The organism is Arthrobacter sp. StoSoilB20 (assembly GCF_019977295.1).
GTDB lineage: Bacteria > Actinomycetota > Actinomycetes > Actinomycetales > Micrococcaceae > Arthrobacter > Arthrobacter nicotinovorans_A.
On the sequence record NZ_AP024651.1, the window covers coordinates 2,253,118 to 2,272,886 of the forward strand.

Here is a 19,769-nt window from a genome sequence, read left to right on the forward strand (position 1 = left end):
GCTTGGCGCAACTACTTGAAAAGCACTGGTGCAAAATGAAGTTTCTGATGACGGAGGGGTACGACAGAACCGGACGGGGGGCTCCCCGGTCCGCCAAGGTCGCCGCATTTTACGGAATCCGATATGCGGCGTTGCTTGGCGGAAGGCGATTTTCTCCGCCGGTGCCGGTCCAGGGTGAGGAGCAGGCCGACGTCGAACGTTTAACGGATGTCCCGGTATTTCCCAGCCGGGGGAGCGGACTTGAAGATGTTCTCGGACGCGCTGACACCATAAACCCACAGTCAGAGGATGCCTTCTTCTTGAATGTATGGGCACCTGACGGCGCTGATGGACTTCCCGTGGTGGTCTTTCTACATGGCGGCGCATGGACGAGCGGAGGCGGATCGGTCCAGTGGTACAACGGTCGGCATCTAGCCGCGGGCGGCCTCGTCGTCGTGACTCTCAACTACAGGCTGGGGCCGGTAGCTCACTTGGCGCCTCCAGCCGTCGGCGGCAGGCCTACGCCGAGCCGACCTGTTCAGGACATACTTACTGCGTTGGCCTGGGTTCAAGACAATATCTCGAAGTGTGGGGGGAACCCGGGCCGGGTCACCTTGGCCGGACAATCAGCCGGTGGGTGGTACGCCCATCTCCTGAGTGTGCTCCCGGAAGCGCGTGGCTTATTCGAGAGACTGGCGTTATGGAGCATGGGCACCCGAACTCCCAGATCCACGGCCGTCCAAGCCCGGATTCACTCTGCCGCGAACCAGAGACTGTCGCCGTTCGACGTCGAGAGCGCACCATTCCGCGAGCTCCTGGACGCAGGGGAAAGAGCGCTCAAGTCAGCGTTGCCCCCGGCCGCTTTCGGACATGCAGCTGCTGGATACGTGCCCCACGAAACCGACAACGTCCCCCGGGATCTTCTTGATCCAACTTCGGCTGCCAAGCTCTGCAGTGCCGAAGCAGTCTACGCGCGGTACACGGCCGAAGAGACGGGAACATTCTTCCACAACGTCCCAACGCTCCGTCACGCCGATAGTAGGCGGGTGCAGGAGTGGCTGGAAAGCTTGCCCGCGGGGAGCCTACGTAACCATGTCATTGGCGATCCGTTATGGGGGCAAAAGTCACCCTACGAAAGGATCCTCGCCGTATCATCGTGGATTCAATACAAGTCGGTGCCCACCTCACTTGTGAACGAATACAAAACCGTCGGCATACCCGCCATGATTGATGAGTTCGCCTACCGTGGCGCAGTGGAGGGCCAACTCAGCGGCCACTGCCTGGACCTTCCCTTCCAGTTCGGAACATTCGACGAATGGGCCGACGCGCCCATGATGAGAAACTGCGACGTAGACACTTTCGACGAACTGTCCGCGCATCTCATTGGCGGATTCACGGACTTCGCATCCAGCCCACTGCCCAAGTCCAACCCCGTAGGGCGCTTGATAACTGCCACCTGAGCCATACCGTGATCTCCGCTGGAATTGGGACGGGGTGTGGTTGCGGCTGCTCTCGTTTGGAGGGGTGAAGGAACGTGTGGACAATGTCCACACGTTCCACCCCGGGCTGCCTCGTTCAGCCACCAGAGTGGTTTGGATTCGCATGTGTCCGCCACTCCCACTGGTTGCAGGGCTTGGAATCCCGTTCGTGCCCCCTCGGGCACGGACTACCCCCTCGTCAGAGAGTTTTTTGCTTTATCGTGTGTCATTCCGGTTGGTCAGGTCCCTCTGACGATGGCCGCGGGGTGTGCCCGGCAGCCCTGGACACGACGCCCTCAACCTCCTCGCCACGTGGGCTTCAACGATGCGCAGCGAAAGCAACAACGTGGTTGAGCTGCCTGCACATCCCGGAACCACGTAATACTTATTCGGCACCATCGATACCGGTCGCGGTGTCCTCAGCATGCGCTGATCGGCCGTTGTACTCGTCGTCAGTGATGTGCTCGCCCCAGTGGGTGGTTTTCGAGGGGTCTTCGCCGTTTTGAAGCATGGCAAGGTGTTCCATGAAGCAGCCCGGGGCGGCGGCGTGCCAGTGTTCCTCTCCAGGGGGAGTGTAGATCGTCTGCCCAGCGTGGACTTCAATGATGTTGCCGTCGCGGGTACCGAAGCGACCCACCCCTTGGGTTACGCGCAGGTACTGACCGTGCTGGTGCGAGTGCCACGCTGTCCTTGCGCCCGGAGCAAAGCGAACGGTGGCGACAACCATGGTCTGGTCGGGCTCGTGGGGGAGTGCGATTGGATCGAGCCAGACGTCGCCCGAGAACTGCGCGGAAGGATTTTTGGTGGTTGGAATCGTGGGTTCAATATTCATGGGTTTCCCTACTTGGTATCGGTGAAGAGTTCCTTGGCGACGCTCATTGCGGACATGCCTTGGGGCCAGCCCGCGTAGAACGTGACGTGGGTGATCGCTTCAAGCAGTTCTGCCTGGGTCACGCCATTGTCGATGGCGCGGCCGAGGTGGAACCCCAACTGGTCTGTGTTCCCGCGGGCTGTCAAGACCGCTACTGTAATGAGGCTTCGGTCGCGGGCGCTCAGTTCGGGGCGGTTCCAGACGTCTTCGAAGAGCACGTCGTCGGTCAGTTCGGCGAGCTTCGGAGCGAACTCTCCCAGCATTTTGCGGCCTCCGCCTAGTTGCTTCGGTTGGTCAGTCATGATGGTCCTTCTCTCTCTGATGAGTCCTGATAATGGCCGGTTGTTCGCAAAATATCCCTCGTTTCCAGTGAACACCGGCGGTAGATCTTGTGGGAGTCCTGGTCAGTACCCCCATCAGGAGGCCTGGCCAGCAAGTAGCCCGGCTGGGTTTTCCGGGCACCGGATCCCCACCACGTCGGCTATGGCAGTAGAGGCTGAAACCCAAGCAAGGAGATGTACCCCAAAATGTTCCAAACCCAGCAGGAATTGGGTGAGAAGCGGGACTCGCGGGCGCCCCTGTTGGGTACCTTTGCTGAGGATCTGGGCTCGGGTGCAAGGATTTCATCAAGATATAAGCGCTCAAGCAGAAGCGATGGGTACTTGGTGCTAGGTTCGCCGTAGGAGTCAGGGTACGCATCCCACGGGAGGCAGTTATGACCACTATGAGCAGGCCCCCAGCGGATCCGTCCGCCCTTGGTCCAAGGGTTCCGGAGCGATTCAGATCGTGGCTGTTGTTCGGCCTCCAGGACTCCAGAGGTTCCCATCAGGGGCCCGGCGGTGTGCGTTCGAGGCGGGAGAAGACGCATTCCTGGTGGCAGGTCATGTGCCTGACGGGCGTCGACTATTTCTCCACTCTGGGCTATCAGCCAGCCATCGCGGCATTGGCGGCAGGGGTGATCTCCCCGTTGGCTACGCTGGTCCTCGTTGCTGTAACGCTGTTGGGGGCGCTACCTGTGTATCGCCGTGTTGCGGGAGAAAGCCACAGGGGCGAGGGTTCGATCGCCATGCTCGAGCGTTTGCTGCCAAGATGGGGCGGAAAGTTATTCGTCTTGGTCCTGCTCGGTTTCGCGGCAACCGATTTCATGATCACCATGACACTCTCTGCAGCCGACGCGACGGCACACCTGATTGAGAATCCTTTCGTGCCGGGATGGTTCCGCGGGCAGCATGTGGCCATCACACTGATTTTGCTTGCGTTGCTTGCCGCCGTCTTTCTGCGCGGTTTCAAGGAAGCCATTGGCGTGGCGGTGGTGCTGGTTGCCCTGTATCTGGCACTGAATGTCGTGGTGGTGGCAACAACGCTCGTGGAGGTTTTCACGCACCAGTCTGCTGTGGGGGATTGGTGGACAGCGCTGACAACGTCACATGGGAATCCGTTCATGGCCGTCGGAATCGCCTTGCTGGTGTTCCCCAAGCTCGCTCTGGGCTTGTCGGGCTTTGAAACCGGAGTGGCTGTAATGCCCCAGGTCAGGGGCCACGTTTCGGATACGGAAGCGTACCCTGAAGGGCGCATCAAGGGGACCCGCCGGCTGTTGACAACAGCGGCGGTGATCATGAGTTCGTTCCTGATCACCAGCAGTTTCACCACAGTGGTGCTCATCCCTGAAAGTGAATTCCAACCAGGCGGAGAGGCCAACGGGCGCGCCTTGGCGTTTCTGGCCCACGAGCATCTGGGTGCCGGTTTTGGCACCCTGTACGACGTCAGCACGATTGCCATTCTCTGGTTCGCCGGCGCTTCGGCCATGGCGGGGCTCTTGAACCTCGTTCCACGGTACCTTCCACGGTTTGGCATGGCACCGGAGTGGGCTAAAGCCGTGCGCCCCCTGGTGTTGGTCTTCGCGGCCATCGCTTTTCTGGTCACCTACCTCTTCGATGCCGATGTGGACGCCCAAGGCGGAGCGTATGCCACCGGTGTCCTGGTGCTCATGACCTCTGCCGCCGTTGCAGTGACCCTATCGGCCCGCAGACGACAGCAACCCAAACGCACCTGGGGCTTCGGAGTCATTGCCGTGGTCTTCATCTACACAACAGTGGCAAACATTATTGAGAGGCCAGAGGGTATCAGGATCGCCGGTTTTTTCATTCTGGGCATCATCTTGATCTCGCTGTTGTCCAGGGTGCTGCGCTCGTTCGAACTGCACGCCACTCATGTCCGCTTTGACCAAAAGGCCATCGAGTTCATCACAGCCATCGAGGACGGACCCATTGGCATCATCTCGCATGAACCTTTGAGGCAAACCGCGAAGGCATACCGGGATAAGTTCGACTCTGCCGTTGCTGTCAGCCACCTGCCTGCGGACTTCCCGGCGCTGTTCCTGGAAGTGGTGGTGGATGACTCCTCGGATTTCGAAACCGCATTGGAAGTGAAGGGGGTTGTCCGGCACGGTTACCGGGTCCTGGAAGTTCACGCACCGGCTGTGCCGAACACCATCGCCTCAGTACTTCTGCATATCCGGGACGTAACCGGGTTGATGCCGCATATCTATTTCCGCTGGACGGAGGGCAATCCCGTGCTCAATCTAGTGCGTTTCCTTTTCCTGGGCGAAGGAGAAATCGCCCCGGTAACACGTGAAGTCTTGCGGCAAGCCGAACCGGATGTCACGCGGCGGCCGTGGGTCCACGTCGGCTGAACATTGAGCTGGCCCGTCTTGGCGTTAAGGATTCATCAAGAACCACCCCGCCGGCATTAAGGAACCGTAAGGATCGTCTTTTCGTCCCGTTTCAAGGGATTGACTGACATCAGCCCCGCGAACGGGGCGCTGATGAAAGGACGTTCCAGTGGCCGACGTGGCTGTTGTGGTGATTCTTATGGCGTGCATGGGAATCGTGATGTGGGTTGCCCACCTCTTGGGCAAAATGGTCGACGGCGATGGTCCGGTGAGCGGGCAATGACGCTGGATGCGATCATGTGGATCGGACTGTTCCTGGCCGGCCTCGCCGCTGTGGGCTATTTGCTGGCAGTGTTGCTTCACCCGGAAAAGTGGTGATGGCCGGTGGTCTTCAGCGCTGCTTCCTTCATCACCCAGTTAGTCGTCCTGGTGCTCGTTCTCGTGCTGTTGCACAAGCCCTTGGGCGTGTATCTGGAACGGGTTTTCTCGGGCACTGAATCGTCGCGGCCTGAGAGGTTGTTCCATCGCTTGGCCGGGGTCGATGCCGGAACTGAACAGAGCTGGTCTGTGTATCTGCGCAGCGTTCTGGTGTTCTCGGCGGTCTCCATTTTAATGATTTTCCTGTTGCAGCGACTCCAAGGCGTTCTTCCCGGCAGCAACGACCTTCCGGGCGTGGATCCGTGGATTGCAATGAACACAGCCATCTCGTTCGTCACGAATACCAACTGGCAAACGTACGTGCCGGAGGCCACTATGGGCATTTTCGTCCAGATGTGCCTGCTGGCCGTCCAGAACTTTCTTTCGGCCGCCGTAGGGATTGTGGTGGTGGTCGCCCTGATCCGCGGCATTATGCGAACCAAGACAGAGCGTCTTGGCAACTTCTGGGTTGACCTCGCAAGGGCTTCCTTCCGCGTCCTTCTTCCCTTGGCAACCGTGGGGGCCATCGCCTTGGTGATCGGCGGCGTCGTCCAGAATTTCTGGTCCACGGAGGTCACCAATACGGCCAGTGGGGTCACCCAGCTGATTCCCGGTGGACCGGTCGCTTCCCAGGAAGCAATAAAGGTTCTGGGCACCAACGGTGGCGGCTACTTCAATGCAAACTCCGCGCATCCGTTTGAGAATCCGAGCATTTTCACGAGTATGTTCCAGGTCTTCCTGATCCTGCTGATCCCTTCGGCGCTCCCGAACATGTACGGGCGGATGGTGGGGGACCAGCGTCAGGGCTACACCGTTGCGGGCGTCATGGCTGGGCTTTGGCTGACGTCCACAGCATTGATGGGGTGGGCTGTTGCTTCGGCCCAAGGAACCGCGACGGCGGCTGCCGGAGGTCTGGGCGAAGGTTTCGAACAGCGTCTGGGACCGGCTGCCGGCTCGATCTTCGCAGCTTCCACCACCCTTACGTCCACCGGAGCGGTCAACGTTGCCCACGACTCGTTGCCCCCACTGGCGGGCGGTGTCGCCATGCTGAACATGATGCTCGGCGAGGTGGCCCCCGGAGGAACCGGATCCGGACTGTACGGAATGCTGGTCCTGGCCATCATCGCCGTCTTCATTGCGGGCCTTATGGTGGGCCGCACGCCTGAATTCCTGGGCAAGAAGATCGGCCCCCGGGAGATGAAGCTCGCAGCCCTCTACATTCTGGTGACACCTGCGTTGGTGCTGGTCATGGCAGGCGTCACGGTGCTGTTGCCGGGCGTCATGTCCAACGCCCCGGCGTCCGGTCCGCACCAGTTCAGCGAGGTGCTCTACGCCTTCACCTCCGGTGCCAACAACAACGGTTCTGCCTTTGGCGGCATCACCAGCTCCGGTCCCTACCTTTCGGTGATGCTCGGGATCGCCATGCTGCTCGGCCGCTTCCTGCCCATCGCGCTCGTCCTGGCGCTGGCAGGTTCGTTGGCCAGGCAACGTAAAATCCCAGCCTCCTCCGGAACCGTGCCCACCCACGGTTGGCTCTTCGGATCACTGCTGCTCAGCGTGACCGTGATCCTGACCGCACTTAGCTACTTCCCGGCCCTGGCTTTGGGCCCCCTCGCAGAAGGACTCATCAAATGACTCCGTCCACCACGGCATCGGCAACGGATGACGCCGCGCTGACGTACGCCGACGGCAACCCCCTTGGCACTCCGGGAGACCATAAACACCACACCAAAGCGCCGGCGAAGCTGAACGCAGCTACTATCCGGGCGGCCCTTCCCGTGGCCGTGAAAAAACTTTCCCCTCGGCAAATGATCCATTCGCCAGTGATGTTCGTGGTGCTGGCGGGTGCCGCCATCTGCACGGTGATCTGTATGGTCAAACCAGACGTGTTTGGCATAGCCGTCACTGTTTGGCTCTGGCTCACCGCGCTGTTCGGCACGCTGTCGGAGGCCATCGCCGAAGGCCGCGGGAAGGCCCAGGCCGACAGTCTTCGGGCCAGCCGCCAAGGGGTTCTCGCGCGGCTCCGTTTGGAGGATGGGAGCATCAAGGAGGTTCCTGGAACGGACCTTAAGTTGAACGATGTGGTCATCTGTGAAGCCGGCGACGTCATCCCGTCCGATGGCGAGATCATCGAGGGCCTTGCCAGCGTTGACGAGTCCACCATCACGGGCGAATCAGCGCCGGTGATCCGTGAATCCGGTGGTGACCGTTCGTCCGTCACCGGTGGCACCAAGGTTCTCTCAGACCGCATCCTGGTCCGCATTACTGCCGAGCCTGGAGCGACGTTCATTGACCGGATGATCAAACTCGTTGAGGGAGCAGTCCGTCAAAAGACGCCCAACGAAATCGCCCTGCACGTGCTGCTGGTATCGCTCACCATCGTCTTCCTGGTGGTCACCATGACTCTGGCGCCGTTCGCATCCTTGGCCGGGGCCACGCCGTCACCCATCGTGTTGGTAGCCCTGTTGGTGTGCTTGATTCCTACCACCATTGGCGCATTGGTTCCGGCTATCGGCATCGCGGGCATGGACCGGCTGGTCCAGCATAATGTCCTGGCAACGTCAGGGCGCGCGGTGGAAACGGCGGGCGATATCACCACGTTGCTGCTGGATAAGACCGGCACCATCACCTACGGCAACCGGCGCGCAGTCAATTTCTTCCCGGCCAATGACGTGGAGGACTCCGATCTCATCGAGGCCGCTCGCCTGTCCAGTTTGGCCGATGAAACCCCTGAAGGGCGCTCCATTGTGGACCTTGCCAACGACAAAGGCAGGAACGGTCCGGATATGGAGGAGATCCGGAATGCGTCGAAGGAGGTTGCCATCGTTGAATTCACGGCCAGCACCCGCATGAGCGGCTTGGACGTTGACGGACGCCGGATCCGAAAAGGTGCCGCGTCCGCCGTCGAACGCTATGTCATGGAGGCAGGCGGGCGCATGCCCGCCGAGGTTCAGCGACGGGTGCAGGAAATTTCGGCGGAGGGTGGCACACCGCTGCTGGTCGCCGAAAGCACGCACGACGGCGGAACCCGGGTTTTGGGAACAGTGCACCTGGCCGACGTGGTCAAGCCCGGCATGCACGCCAGATTCGCCGAGCTTCGGCGGATGGGCATCCGGACGGTGATGATCACCGGCGACAACCCTGTCACGGCCAAAGCGATTGCCGCGGAGGCCGGAGTCGACGACTTTGTCGCTGAAGCCACCCCCGAAGACAAACTGGACGTCATCCGCCGCGAACAGGGCGAAGGCCGCCTGGTTGCCATGACCGGCGACGGCACCAACGACGCACCGGCCCTTGCCGCCGCCGACGTGGGCGTGGCGATGAACTCCGGGACACCGGCTGCCAAGGAAGCGGCGAACATGGTGGATCTGGATTCCGATCCCACCAAGCTGATCAACATCGTGGGCATCGGAAAACAACTTCTCATAACCCGGGGTGCGTTGACCACGTTCTCCGTAGCTAATGACGTTGCAAAGTACTTCGCCATTGTCCCCGCGCTCTTCACTGCAGCGTTCCCGGGCCTGGGACTGCTGAACCTCATGGGCCTGGCCACCCCGGCCTCGGCCATCCTGTCAGCTGTGATCTTCAACGCCCTCATCATCATCGTTCTGGTGCCTCTGGCACTGCGCGGCGTGAAATACCGGGCGGTCTCAGCAAACCAGGCGCTTGGCAGGAACTTGCTCCTCTACGGCCTCGGCGGGCTCGTGGCGCCGTTCATCGGCATCAAATTGATTGACCTGCTCATTTCCCTCATCCCCGGTATCGGCTAGGACCACCATGAACATGCTGCTCGGTTATCTCCGTCAAGCAGGCACCGCCCTGCGGTTCCTGCTGCTCTCCACCCTCATCCTGGGGCTTGCCTATCCGCTGGCAGTCTTCGGTGTGGGACAGGCTGTTGGCCCGTTCCAAGCCAACGGGTCCATCGTGAAAGACGACGCCGGAAATCCGGCGGCATCAGCGCTGATCGCGCAGGCCTCCGCAGACGAGGCAGGTACACAGGACCCGGCCTGGTTCCATGCACGGCCTTCGGCGGTCGGCTGGGACCCGGCGACGTCGTCGGCCAGTAACCTGGGTCCCAACGACACAAAATTGCTCGACGCCGTCACCGCCAACCGTGCCGCTGTTGCGGAGCTGGAAGGCGTCAGCGAGTCCGCCGTGCCTGCAGATGCCGTGACGGCCAGCGGCTCAGGACTGGATCCGGACATCTCTGTCGAGTATGCCACCCTCCAGATCCCAAGAGTTGCCAAAGCGCAAGGGCTCACCCCGGACGCGCTTCAGGGCCTCGTGACCAAGCACACGAGCCATGGACTTGAGGCTTTCCTCGGTCAGCCCTCGGTGAATGTCGCCGAACTGAACCTGGCGGTTGCGGAGGCCGCGCGGTGAGGCACCTGACCATCGGAGCGGAGGGCCTTCGGGGTGAAAGAATGAGGCTATGGCACGGGCGACACTGAGAATCTTCCTGGGGGCTGCCCCGGGCGTCGGCAAGACCTACGCCATGCTCGAAGAGGCCCACCGGCTGCTTGGTCGCGGCGAGGACGTTGTGGTGGCCTTCGCCATGGATCACGGCCGCAGCGATACGCGGGCGTTGACCCAGGGCCTGGAATCAATCCCATCACGGACCATCCAGTACCGGGGGACGGCCTTTGAGGAAATGGATCTCGACGCCGTCTTGGCGCGGCGGCCGCACACCGCCGTCGTCGATGAGTACGCCCACTCCAACGTCCCCGGCAGTGGCAATAAAAAACGCTGGGAGGATATCGAGGAACTCCTCGAGGCCGGCATCAACGTGCTGTCCACCGTGAACGTCCAACATCTGGCCTCACTGGGGGACGTTGTCCTGGCGATCACGGAAGTCCGCCAAGCAGAGACCGTTCCCGACGACGTCGTGCGCCGTGCCGACCAGATCCATCTGGTGGACATCTCCCCGGAACTGCTCCGCCAGCGTTTAGGGGACGGGAAGATCTATGCGGCCGACAAAGTGGATGCAGCCCTGTCGAACTACTTCCGGCTCGGAAATCTGACGGCATTGCGGGAGCTCGCCTTGCTCTGGCTTGCCGACCGCGTGGATGAAGGACTGGCTAAGTACAGGGCAGAGAACAACATCGATGCCAGCTGGCCAGCCCGGGAACGCATCGTTATCGGGCTGACTGGTGGCCCCGAAGGCGAAGTCCTGATCCGCAGGGCCGCCCGAATACTCAAACGGGTCAACGGCGGCGACCTCCTGGCGGTCCACGTCCGCGCAGCCGATGGTGTTTCCGCTGAGTCACCACAGGATCTCGAATCGCAGCGACACCTGATACGGGACCTCGGCGGAAGCTACCACACGGTGGCGGGGGAGGACCCGGCCCAGGCGCTCCTGGACTTCGCACGCAGCGTTAACGCGACACAGATCGTGGTGGGCGTTTCCCGCCACCGTTCCCTGGCCGGGCGGTTGATGGGCAGCGGCGTCGGTAACAGGGTTGTCCGGGAATCAGGAGACATCGACGTTCACATGGTCTCCCATCCGCTGGGCGGCCAGGGTGTGGACCGACCCTACCGTGGTGAACTCGGGAAGACCCGCGCGGCAGTAGGGTTTGGACTTGCGGTTGTCCTGCCGGCATTGTTGCAGCTCATTCTGGCGGCGAGTCCGTCCCACAACATCGCGACGGCGGTTCTCGTCCAGCTCACCGGTTCGGTCGCTGTTGCCTTGGTCGGTGGACTCTGGCCAGCGCTCCTGGGGGCAGTCTGGAGCAGCCTTTTGGTGAACTATTTCTCCACGCCACCTGTTGGAAACTTGACCATCAGCGATCCACAGAACCTGCTGGCGCTCCTTGTCTTCGTCGGCGTCTCGGCCGCGGTGGCCGCCGTCGTCGACATCTCGGCAAGGCGATCAAAGGAGGCCAAGCGCGCCAGTGCAGAAGCAGCGACCATGGCTGATTTGACGCGCGGAGCAACGGATGCCGAGGATACCGTCCAGGGACTGCTGGCGCAGGCCTTGGAAGTCTTCCAAATGCGGGGGGCGTCATTGTTCACGGCCGACGACGGATCAGAGCCCGAAAGGGCCTGGCGACTGCTGGCCAAGGCCGGTGAAACAGACTCAGCGACTCCTGAAAGCAATGGTCAGCTTGCCGGCGGCACCACGGAGCGGATCGATGATCGGACCCGTCTGATTCTGTATGGCAGGACTCTTCCAGCGAGCGACCGACGTCTTCTTGGAGCCTTCGGCACGCATCTTGCAGCCCAGCTCGAGCGCAGGCAGCTTGCGGCCAGCCGCCGCGAAGTCATGCGGCTGGCCGAAAGCAACATCATGCGAACGTCCATCCTTCGCGCCGTTTCCCACGATCTCCGCACACCCCTGGCCGGCATCAAACTGGCCGTCGGCGGACTTAAACAACACGACGTGGCCTACACGCCCGAGGAACAGCAGGACCTGCTGACGACAATCGACGAGTGTTCGGATCGGCTCGATGTCCTGGTGGGAAATCTCTTGGACATGTCCAGGATCACCTCGGACTCGGTCAACGCCCTGATCAAAACTGTCCGTTGGCATGAGGTCATCCCGCCCGCGTTACGTGGAGTACCTTCCGGCAGTATCCGCGTGGACCTGCCGGCGAACCTGCCCGCCATCGACGCTGACGCCGGCATGCTGGAACGCGTGATCGCCAACGTCGCGGAGAATGCCGTCAAGTATGCGCCAGGTTCGGACATCGTGATCGTTGCTTCGGGCGGCGGGCTGAGCACCACGTCCTTGGGCGGCCGCCCCTCGGGAGAGCTGCGGATCATCGACCACGGCCAAGGCGTTCCCGCCGACGGCGTCGTGCGCATGTTTCAGCCGTTCCAGCGGCTGGATGACGTACCCGCGAGCACCGGCGTCGGATTGGGCCTGGCGGTCGCAAAGGGCTTCGCGGAAGCCATGGGAGGAACCCTGACGGCCGAGGCAACACCGGGCGGAGGCCTGACCATGGTCATCCGGATGCCGCTATCCACCGGAGCGCCCATGGAATGGGCTTCCGGGCAGGCGCCCATGGAGGCGCAATCTGTGCTGCTTCACCACCCCCATGTCCCACCTGCTGACATCCGGCGGGTCCTTTGATGAGCAACATTTTGGTGGTGGATGACGATCCGCACATCCTCAAAGCCCTGCAGATCACTCTAAAGGCCCACGGCTATGGCGTAACGACCGCCGCGGACGGTGAAGCCGCCTTACTATCAGCGGCACAGCACCCGGTCGCCGTCGTGGTCCTTGACCTCGGACTACCCGACATCGAGGGTATTCACGTCATCACCAGGATCCGCGAATGGAGCGACGTGCCCATCCTGGTGCTGTCCGCACGGCACGGGTCCACCGACAAAGTTGAAGCACTGGATGCCGGAGCGGACGACTACATCACCAAGCCGTTTGGCCTGGAGGAACTACTGGCGCGGCTCCGGGCGATCCTACGACGGACAGTGGAGCCTTCCGATGAATCTCCCGTAGTTGCGACGTCCTCATTCACGCTCGATCTGGCAGGGAGAAAGGCCAACCGCGGTGGTGATGACGTTCGATTAACTCCCACCGAGTGGAGCATTCTGGACGTTCTTGTCCGGAACCCCGGAAAACTCATCACCCAGCAACAGCTCCTCACCGAGGTATGGGGGCCGGCCTATGCCAAGGAAGCCAACTATCTCCGGGTTTACATGGCGCAGCTTCGGCGCAAGCTCGAACCGGAGGCGGGTAATCCGCAACACTTCATCACCGAACCAGGGATGGGTTACCGCTTTCAGCCGTGAGTGCTTTGATACGTCTGGTATCGGCTTGGCGCCTCGCGTTGTTGGCGCGGCGCTCAGCCGTCAAGCTTGGAATGCTCGCCCAAGCGGTGCCAGGAACGGTTGTGGTAGACCAAGGCGTCGCCGGGTTCGCCCGCTGGGACGTCACGCATCACGCGGGACTCCAGGGCGTGAACGGCGATGATGGTGGAGGTCCCTACCTCCATGCGGTTGATGACGGCGCAGCGCACCCAGGCGCGGACATCGTTATATACCGCTTCGCCGGTTGCAAGGGCGGACCAGCGGTGCGTCTGGTCAAAGCGGTCCGCACCGGGGGTCGCTCCGAACTTCGCCAAGTCGACGTCGTGCGCGTCCAGCAGGTGCACCACGACGGTTTCGGCGCGCGAAAGCACCTCCGACGCTGAGGACAGTGCTGAGACCGAGAAAATCAGCAGCGGAGGTTCCGCGCTGACTGACACCACCGAGGATACTGTCAGTGCCACCGGTCCGTCGCCGGCATCTGCCGTGATGACGGCGACACCGCCTGGGTGGCCACGGAACAGTGCTTTGAATTCGTCGGCCGAGAGTGAGGACGGGAAGCTCTGGTTCGGAGCCCCCAGCCAGGTGTCGGTGGGGTAGGCGTGAAACATCGTTAGGACACCTTGGGGGTGGAGCGGGTGAGTTCCTCGCGAACGATGTCCGTCCCTGCGCTGAGGGCACTCAGCTTGGCCAGTGCGACGTCGCGGGGGAACGGTGCCATGCCGCAGTTGGAGCTGGCGATCAGCTTGTCCGCATCGACGAACTGCAGGGCCTTGCGGAGGGTGTCGGCGACTTCCTCCGGGGTTTCGATGGTATCGCTTGCGACGTCGATTGCCCCGAGCATGACTTTTTTGCCGCGGAGGAGCTCGATGAGGTCCATGGGCACGTGGGAGTTCTGGGATTCCAGCGAGATGATGTCGATGCTGGAGCTCTGAAGCAGCGGGAACGTTTCCTCGTACTGCCGCCACTGTGAGCCGAGCGTCGCCTTCCAGTCGTTGTTGGCCTTGATCCCGTAGCCGTAGCAGATGTGCACGGCGGTTTCCGCACGCAGCCCTTCTGCCGCTCTCTCAAGTGCAGCGACGCCCCAGTCCTTGACCTCATCGAGGAAGACGTTGAACGCGGGCTCGTCGAACTGGATGATGTCCACACCGGCCGCCTCCAGTTCTTTCGCTTCCTGGTTCAAGATCGCAGCGAACTCCCAGGCCAGCTTCTCGCGGCTCTTGTAGTGGTCATCGAAGAGTGTGTCCACCATGGTCATGGGACCGGGAAGCGTCCATTTGATCGGCCGGTCGGTGGTTGCGCGGAGGAACTTCGCGTCGTCGACGAATACCGGCCGCTCGCGGCGCACCGGTCCGACGACGGTGGGCACGCTTGCGTCGTAGCGATCGCGGATGCGCACGGTCTTGCGCTGTTCAAAGTCGACCCCGCTGAGATGCTCGATGAAGGTGGTGACGAAGTGCTGGCGGGTTTGCTCGCCGTCGCTGACGATGTCGATGCCGCGTCGGCTCTGTTCGTGGATGGCGATGCGCAGCGCATCCTGCTTGCCCTCGAGCAGCGCATCTCCCTCCAGTTTCCAGGGAGACCACAGAGTCTCCGGCTGTGCGAGCCACGATGGTTTCGGCAGGCTTCCAACGACGGTGGTGGGCAAAAGTGTGTTCATGATTGACGTTTCTCCGTGGGTCAGTTGACGAGGGCGGGGTGTTTGGCGGTCCACTGGTCCAATAGATCCTTGTGGGGCGTGATGAAGTGTTCCTCGGTGTACTTCGCCTGGATGACCGCGAGCTGACTGCGCTCGACGCGGTCGTAATCGATCTGTGTCCGCGAGTAATCCTGCTCTCCCAGACTCGGCTGATAGACGACGGCGGCGGCGGAGTTCGCGTTGTAGACCTCCGGGCGGTAGATCTTCTGGAACGTCTCCATGGTGCTGATCGTGCCGATGAGCTGCAGGTTGGAGTAGTCGTTGAGCAGGTCGCCGCGGAAATAGAAGGCCAACGGCGCTACGCTGCCGCGTGGCATGAAGTAGCGGACCCGCAGCCCCATCTTTGCGAAGTACGCGTCGGTCAGTGAGAACTCGTCCTGCTGGTACTCGACGCCCAGGACGGGGTGATGGTTTTCCGTTCGCCGGTACGTCTTGGTTGTGGAGACGCTGATGCACACCACTGGCGGCTGCGGGAAACGTTCCTGGCACGCCGGGGAATCGAGGAATTGCTGGAACAGTTTGCCGTGCAGATCGCCGAAGTTCTCGGGGACGGTGGGCTTGCCTGCCTCCGCTGATGCCGCTGGCAGTACGACGCTGAAGTCGAAGTCACGGACGTAGGAGGAGAAGTTGTTCCCGACGATCCCTTGGTGGCGGACCCCGTTCAGTTGGTCGACGATCTGGATGTCGAGAACCTCGAACAGGGGGAACTTCTGATCGGTGCCTTCGGCAGTGAACTCTATCTGCACGGAAACGATCTCAAGCTCGAGCGTGTAACGGTCCCGGTCCGGGTTGTCCCAGCTTGCGAGATCGTTGAAGCGGCGCCGGATCATGGTCAAGGCGTTGCGGAGGTTCTCCTGGCGGTGCTCGCCCCTTGCCAGGTTGGCGAAATTCGTGGTGATCCGCGACCCTTCCGAGGGGGAGTAGTCCTCGTCGAAGGGGGTCGTGGTGATGCTGAACGTGAAGTCGTCTGCCATGTGCTGCCATTCCGTTGATGGGCCGGAGACGGCCTTTCCGAAGGTGATGTATCCATGGTGCAGCTTTAGGAGGGGTATCAGGTAACTAGTGGTTGCTATGCATTGATATAGAATTTTCCTATGGCCCAGATTTCGAGCGGATTGACCCTGCAACAGCTCCGCTACTTCATAGAAGTTGCAGCGGAGGGCTCGATCTCTGCGGCTGCCGATCTTCTCTACGTAGCGCAGCCGACGATGTCCGCATCGATGAAGGACCTTGAGGCCCGGGTTGGCCGTGCGCTCCTGGTTCGCTCCGCCCGCGGGGCCACCCTCACCGCTGACGGGGTAGAGTTCCTCGGCTACGCGAGGCAGGTCGTCGAGCAGTTCGCTCTCCTTGAACAGCGCTACCTTGGCAGGCCGCCGCGGCGGCGTCTGCTCGGGGTGTCAACACAGCACTACTCGTTCGCGGTGGACGCCTTCGTCCGGATGGTCAAGGCCACTGATGTAGCCGAATACGAGTTCTCGCTGCGTGAGTCCCGCACGTGGGACATCATTGAGGATGTCCGGACGCTCCGGAGCGAGATAGGCATCCTCTACCGGAACGATTTCAACCGGAAAGTCATCGACAAGCTGCTCCGGGAATCCGGGCTCGCGTTCACTCCGCTTTTCCTCGCCGATCCTCACATTTTCGTTGCACGGAACAACCCGCTCGCTTCAAAAGAGCGTGCGACCCTCGATGATCTCGCCGGGATGCCGCGGCTGACCTTCGATCAAGGTGCGAACAACTCCTTTTACTTCGCAGAGGAGATTCTCTCCACCATGTCCAGTAAGCAGGAGATCCGGGTCTCTGACCGTGCCACGATCTTCAACCTCATGATCGGGCTCCACGGCTACACCATCTCCACGGGCATCATCAGCGGGGAGCTCGACCCGGAGATCGTCGCCATCCCGCTCGACGTTGACGAACGCATAGAGATCGGCTGGATCGGCCACGCCGCGATCCCGCTCACCGACCAAGCACAGCACTACCTCAGGGAACTGCGGGCCGTCGTCGCTGAGTTCGGCGTAGCGCTGCTCGACTGACCGCAGGAGAGTGGGCGGGTCTTTACCGCTTCGGTGATTGGACCTGGTTGTGGCACCGGAGCGGGCTGCAGTTGTCGTAAGTGCCGCCGTCGTCGTTGGGATGGCCGGGGCGGACGTCGGCGAGGAAACCGGCCTGTTCCAGGTGGTGACGATCCAGCTCGGGGACATCACGCCGGTGGTGGGCAGAGGGTCTTTATGCCCACCCGACGACGAGGCGCGCAGCGTCCTGTGGGACGGTAGGATCGATCCCTGTGATTTCCGCGAAACGACGTAGACGGTTTGTCAACGTATTCCGATGACAAAAGAGCTCTACTGCCGAGTCTCCGGCACTGCCCGTACGGAGGTAGCTGCGGACTGATTCTTCCAACCGGTTACGTTCCGTTCTAGTGCAGCTTGAAAGGGCTGCTGTGACGTCTGTCAGTACGGGGTGCCCTGCCAGAATCAGGCTCCGGTTGGCCAGTCTGGCCCAGCCTCGCTTCCAAGTCATTGCACCGTGCTCACCGCCTCTGAACACCCGAGCGAGATCGCGTGCGATGTTTGCTGCTTGACGAAGACCCCGGAGGCCCGCATCAGCATCGGTAAGTCCGACTCTGATGGTGAGCAAATTGCGACGGAACGCATCGCGCTTGGGATCTGTCCCTTCGAGTTGCGTGGTGAACGCAATGAGTGCGTCACCACGGTGATGGGAGAACACGTTTCTGCCTGCGCGTTCGGCTGCGGCGATAAAGACCCTCAGCGCTGGCATTTCATCGGGCTCGGCACCTACCACTATCAGGGGGCTGGCGGGGGAAATTTCAAGCTCACCGGCAATGGTGCGCAACTGTTCGTCCGTCAGTTCGGGTGTCTGGAAGAGTTCCGCCAACAGGCCCTGCCGTACGGAAAATGCTTCGTCCTGCATACGCTCCCGTTCTGCGATGAATGCCCGCTGAGTCTGTCCCGCGTATTCGTCGACGGTGTCGAGCACAATCCAGGTGTGCCGAACCACCAGCGTTGCATCGTCCGGTGTTGCCACCCTGGTAAGGGCTTCCCAAAGGATGTTGTAATCAAGGCGTATAGCTGACATCAATGAGGTGATGGGGATTCCCGCTCGTGCTCGGGAGACGCCGACATCAGCGGCTACAGCAACTGCTTCACGAAGCCCACCCTCACGTAGGCCGGTAACCATGGCCTCGAAGGCCAGGCGCCCCGTTCGCCGTATCTCGGCAAGAGGGATCGGGGCAGGGTCGTAACCGGGGATAGCGGTAATTCGAGAAAGAAACGCCTCGGTGAGCTCCTCAACGTCCAGCTGGTCCAGCAGCTCCTGCCAGCGCATGGAATCGTGGGGCTCCGGACCGCCGCTAAGCCGGGGTTGGTTCATGTCCATGCTTTCCAGAATATGTGCATATGCACTGTTTTTACCAATAAAATCGAAGCGAATGCTGTGCGAAAAAGGCTGTAACTCCTGAGAACCTCATTGGACAAGATGTTTGCGGAAGATTCACGTAAACGTAAACCGGATCACGCATCAACGGAGATGACAATGAGTGAGACACTACAGGCGGCGAATTTTGAGCAACATGCCGTCAAAGAGCTGAGTAGGAAAGACGCGAACAAGGTCGCGTTGGGCGCATTGATCGGCTCCGCACTTGAGTACTACGACTTTTTCCTTTTCAGTGCCGCAGCGGCACTGGTGTTCAACGTTCAGTACTTCACAAGCGGCAACCCGACTGCGGCGGCTTTGGCCTCGTTCGCCACCTTTGGGGTTGGCGTTGCTGCCAGACCCCTCGGCGGAATCATCTTCGGCAGCATGGGCGACCGGATCGGGCGCCGCAAGACCCTGATGATCACGATCATTGGCATTGGCATGATTACTGGTCTTATCGGGGTGCTGCCGACTTATGCCGCAATCGGTATTGCCGCCCCAATTCTGCTCGTGTTGTTACGGGTAGTACAGGGCCTCTTCGTCGGTGGAGAATGGTCAGGGGCCCTGACCTTGGTGGTGGAAAACTCCCCGTTGCACCTTCGCGCACGGTACGCCGTGATTCCACTGATTGGTTCCCCCATCGGGACGATACTCTCTTCCGGAGGGTTCTTCCTGGTCACAATCCTCTTCACCAAAGAAAACTTTGACGCGTGGGGCTGGCGTATCCCGTTCCTCATTTCCCTGCCCCTGCTGCTCATTGCCATCTACATCCGCGCCAAGCTCGAAGAGTCGCCAGTGTTCCGCCAAATCGAAGAAGCCGGCGAAATTGAGCAGACCCCTGTCCGCACCACCTTTAAGAATTCTTGGCGGCAGCTCTTGATCGGTATGGCTTCCTGCCTCCTCGGCATGGGCGGCTTCTATCTGGTCACCACGTTCTGCGTCTGGTACGGAGTCAACGTCCTCAAGTACCCGTCGACCCTGATGTTGCTTGGCACTATCGCTGCCGCGGTAGTAGAGATATTTGTCATTATCTGGAGCGGACGCCTCGGCGCTAAATATGGATCAAGCCGGGTCATACTGTGGGGCGGTATTGCCTCCGCAGTGGTAGCCGTTCCTGCCTTCCTGCTGCTCACCTCAGGTAATCCTGTTCTTGTCGTCATCGCCATGGTCCTTGCAGTCTCGACTCTCTCCTTCCCCTACGCCGGCACAGGCGCGGTTCTGACGGGCCTGTTTGAAGCCAAGACCCGCTTTACGGGTGTGGCTGTTGCAAACAACACCTCGGCCATGGTGGCGGGCTTCGTTCCCTTGATTGTCACCGGTGTAGTTGCAGCCGCTGGGAATCACTGGTGGCCCGCCGCCGCGATGCTTGTACTCATCTCGATCATTACCGCTTCGGCTGGTGCAATCGCACCCCGGTTCAGCGTGAATCTTCCCGGCTTCAAGCACTAACAA

Annotated in this window: 16 protein-coding genes; 10 read left to right on the forward strand and 6 right to left on the reverse strand. The window is 61.1% G+C overall.

Features of this window, described 5'->3' with window-relative positions:
- The first annotated feature begins 1,154 nt into the window (after positions 1–1,154).
- On the forward strand, positions 1,155–1,439 hold the full coding sequence (locus LDN85_RS10175; RefSeq protein WP_223945515.1) for a hypothetical protein: 285 nt from the start codon (positions 1,155–1,157) through the stop codon (positions 1,437–1,439).
- A 403-nt stretch (positions 1,440–1,842) separates the two neighbouring features.
- On the opposite strand, the gene LDN85_RS10180 is transcribed toward LDN85_RS10175, so the two are convergent.
- Both LDN85_RS10180 and LDN85_RS10185 read right to left on the reverse strand, forming a co-directional pair.
- The gene (locus LDN85_RS10180; protein ID WP_223945322.1) at positions 1,843–2,289 is read right to left on the reverse strand and encodes a cupin domain-containing protein; all 447 of its coding nucleotides are present in this window, start codon (positions 2,287–2,289) and stop codon (positions 1,843–1,845) included.
- An 8-nt stretch (positions 2,290–2,297) separates the two neighbouring features.
- Positions 2,298–2,630, reverse strand: a complete 333-nt coding sequence (locus tag LDN85_RS10185) for a carboxymuconolactone decarboxylase family protein (RefSeq protein WP_223945323.1) — start codon at positions 2,628–2,630, stop codon at positions 2,298–2,300.
- Between the two features lie 413 nt (positions 2,631–3,043).
- On the opposite strand from LDN85_RS10185, the gene LDN85_RS10190 reads away from it, so the two are divergent.
- The 7 genes from LDN85_RS10190 to LDN85_RS10220 all read left to right on the forward strand — a co-directional run bounded on the left by LDN85_RS10190 (position 3,044) and on the right by LDN85_RS10220 (position 13,165).
- Complete coding sequence (locus LDN85_RS10190) at positions 3,044–5,020, forward strand: amino acid transporter (RefSeq protein ID WP_026540468.1); 1,977 nt, start codon at positions 3,044–3,046, stop codon at positions 5,018–5,020.
- Between the two features lie 258 nt (positions 5,021–5,278).
- The gene (locus LDN85_RS10195; protein WP_155854075.1) at positions 5,279–5,377 is read left to right on the forward strand and encodes a potassium-transporting ATPase subunit F; all 99 of its coding nucleotides are present in this window, start codon (positions 5,279–5,281) and stop codon (positions 5,375–5,377) included.
- A 6-nt stretch (positions 5,378–5,383) separates the two neighbouring features.
- Positions 5,384–7,051, forward strand: a complete 1,668-nt coding sequence (kdpA, locus tag LDN85_RS10200; RefSeq protein ID WP_223945324.1) for a potassium-transporting ATPase subunit KdpA — start codon at positions 5,384–5,386, stop codon at positions 7,049–7,051.
- Positions 7,048–9,186, forward strand: a complete 2,139-nt coding sequence (kdpB, locus tag LDN85_RS10205) for a potassium-transporting ATPase subunit KdpB (protein WP_026540470.1) — start codon at positions 7,048–7,050, stop codon at positions 9,184–9,186. Before kdpA ends, kdpB begins: the two co-directional genes overlap by 4 nt.
- 7 nt (positions 9,187–9,193) lie before the next feature.
- On the forward strand, positions 9,194–9,799 hold the full coding sequence (kdpC, locus tag LDN85_RS10210) for a K(+)-transporting ATPase subunit C (RefSeq protein ID WP_026540471.1): 606 nt from the start codon (positions 9,194–9,196) through the stop codon (positions 9,797–9,799).
- 49 nt (positions 9,800–9,848) lie between these two features.
- Entirely contained in the window at positions 9,849–12,488 is a 2,640-nt protein-coding gene (locus LDN85_RS10215) for a DUF4118 domain-containing protein (RefSeq protein WP_051420775.1), read from the forward strand.
- A complete protein-coding gene (locus LDN85_RS10220; RefSeq protein ID WP_026540472.1) occupies positions 12,488–13,165 on the forward strand; it encodes a response regulator in 678 nt (225 codons plus the stop codon). The genes LDN85_RS10215 and LDN85_RS10220 overlap by 1 nt, the downstream gene beginning before the upstream one ends.
- A gap of 53 nt (positions 13,166–13,218) precedes the next feature.
- Here the strand turns inward: LDN85_RS10220 and LDN85_RS10225 are convergent, their stop codons facing one another.
- From LDN85_RS10225 to LDN85_RS10235, 3 genes are read right to left on the reverse strand one after another with little or no spacing between them, the layout of a single operon-like run.
- On the reverse strand, positions 13,219–13,791 hold the full coding sequence (locus LDN85_RS10225) for a flavin reductase family protein (protein ID WP_223945325.1): 573 nt from the start codon (positions 13,789–13,791) through the stop codon (positions 13,219–13,221).
- A gap of 2 nt (positions 13,792–13,793) precedes the next feature.
- Positions 13,794–14,840 carry a methionine synthase gene (locus LDN85_RS10230; protein ID WP_223945326.1) on the reverse strand — a complete coding sequence of 349 codons (1,047 nt, stop codon included), beginning with the start codon at positions 14,838–14,840 and terminating at the stop codon, positions 13,794–13,796.
- A 20-nt stretch (positions 14,841–14,860) separates the two neighbouring features.
- Positions 14,861–15,853, reverse strand: a complete 993-nt coding sequence (locus LDN85_RS10235) for a DUF1852 domain-containing protein (RefSeq protein WP_223945327.1) — start codon at positions 15,851–15,853, stop codon at positions 14,861–14,863.
- Positions 15,854–15,973: 120 nt separating this feature from the next.
- Here LDN85_RS10235 and LDN85_RS10240 point away from each other — a divergent pair, with 120 nt between their 5' ends.
- On the forward strand, positions 15,974–16,915 hold the full coding sequence (locus LDN85_RS10240) for a LysR family transcriptional regulator (protein ID WP_091551424.1): 942 nt from the start codon (positions 15,974–15,976) through the stop codon (positions 16,913–16,915).
- Between the two features lie 193 nt (positions 16,916–17,108).
- On the opposite strand, the gene LDN85_RS10245 is transcribed toward LDN85_RS10240, so the two are convergent.
- The gene (locus LDN85_RS10245; protein WP_223945328.1) at positions 17,109–18,278 is read right to left on the reverse strand and encodes a helix-turn-helix domain-containing protein; all 1,170 of its coding nucleotides are present in this window, start codon (positions 18,276–18,278) and stop codon (positions 17,109–17,111) included.
- A 156-nt stretch (positions 18,279–18,434) separates the two neighbouring features.
- Between LDN85_RS10245 and LDN85_RS10250 the strand changes: the two genes are divergently transcribed.
- On the forward strand, positions 18,435–19,766 hold the full coding sequence (locus LDN85_RS10250; RefSeq protein WP_223945329.1) for an MFS transporter: 1,332 nt from the start codon (positions 18,435–18,437) through the stop codon (positions 19,764–19,766).
- Positions 19,767–19,769: the final 3 nt, after the last annotated feature.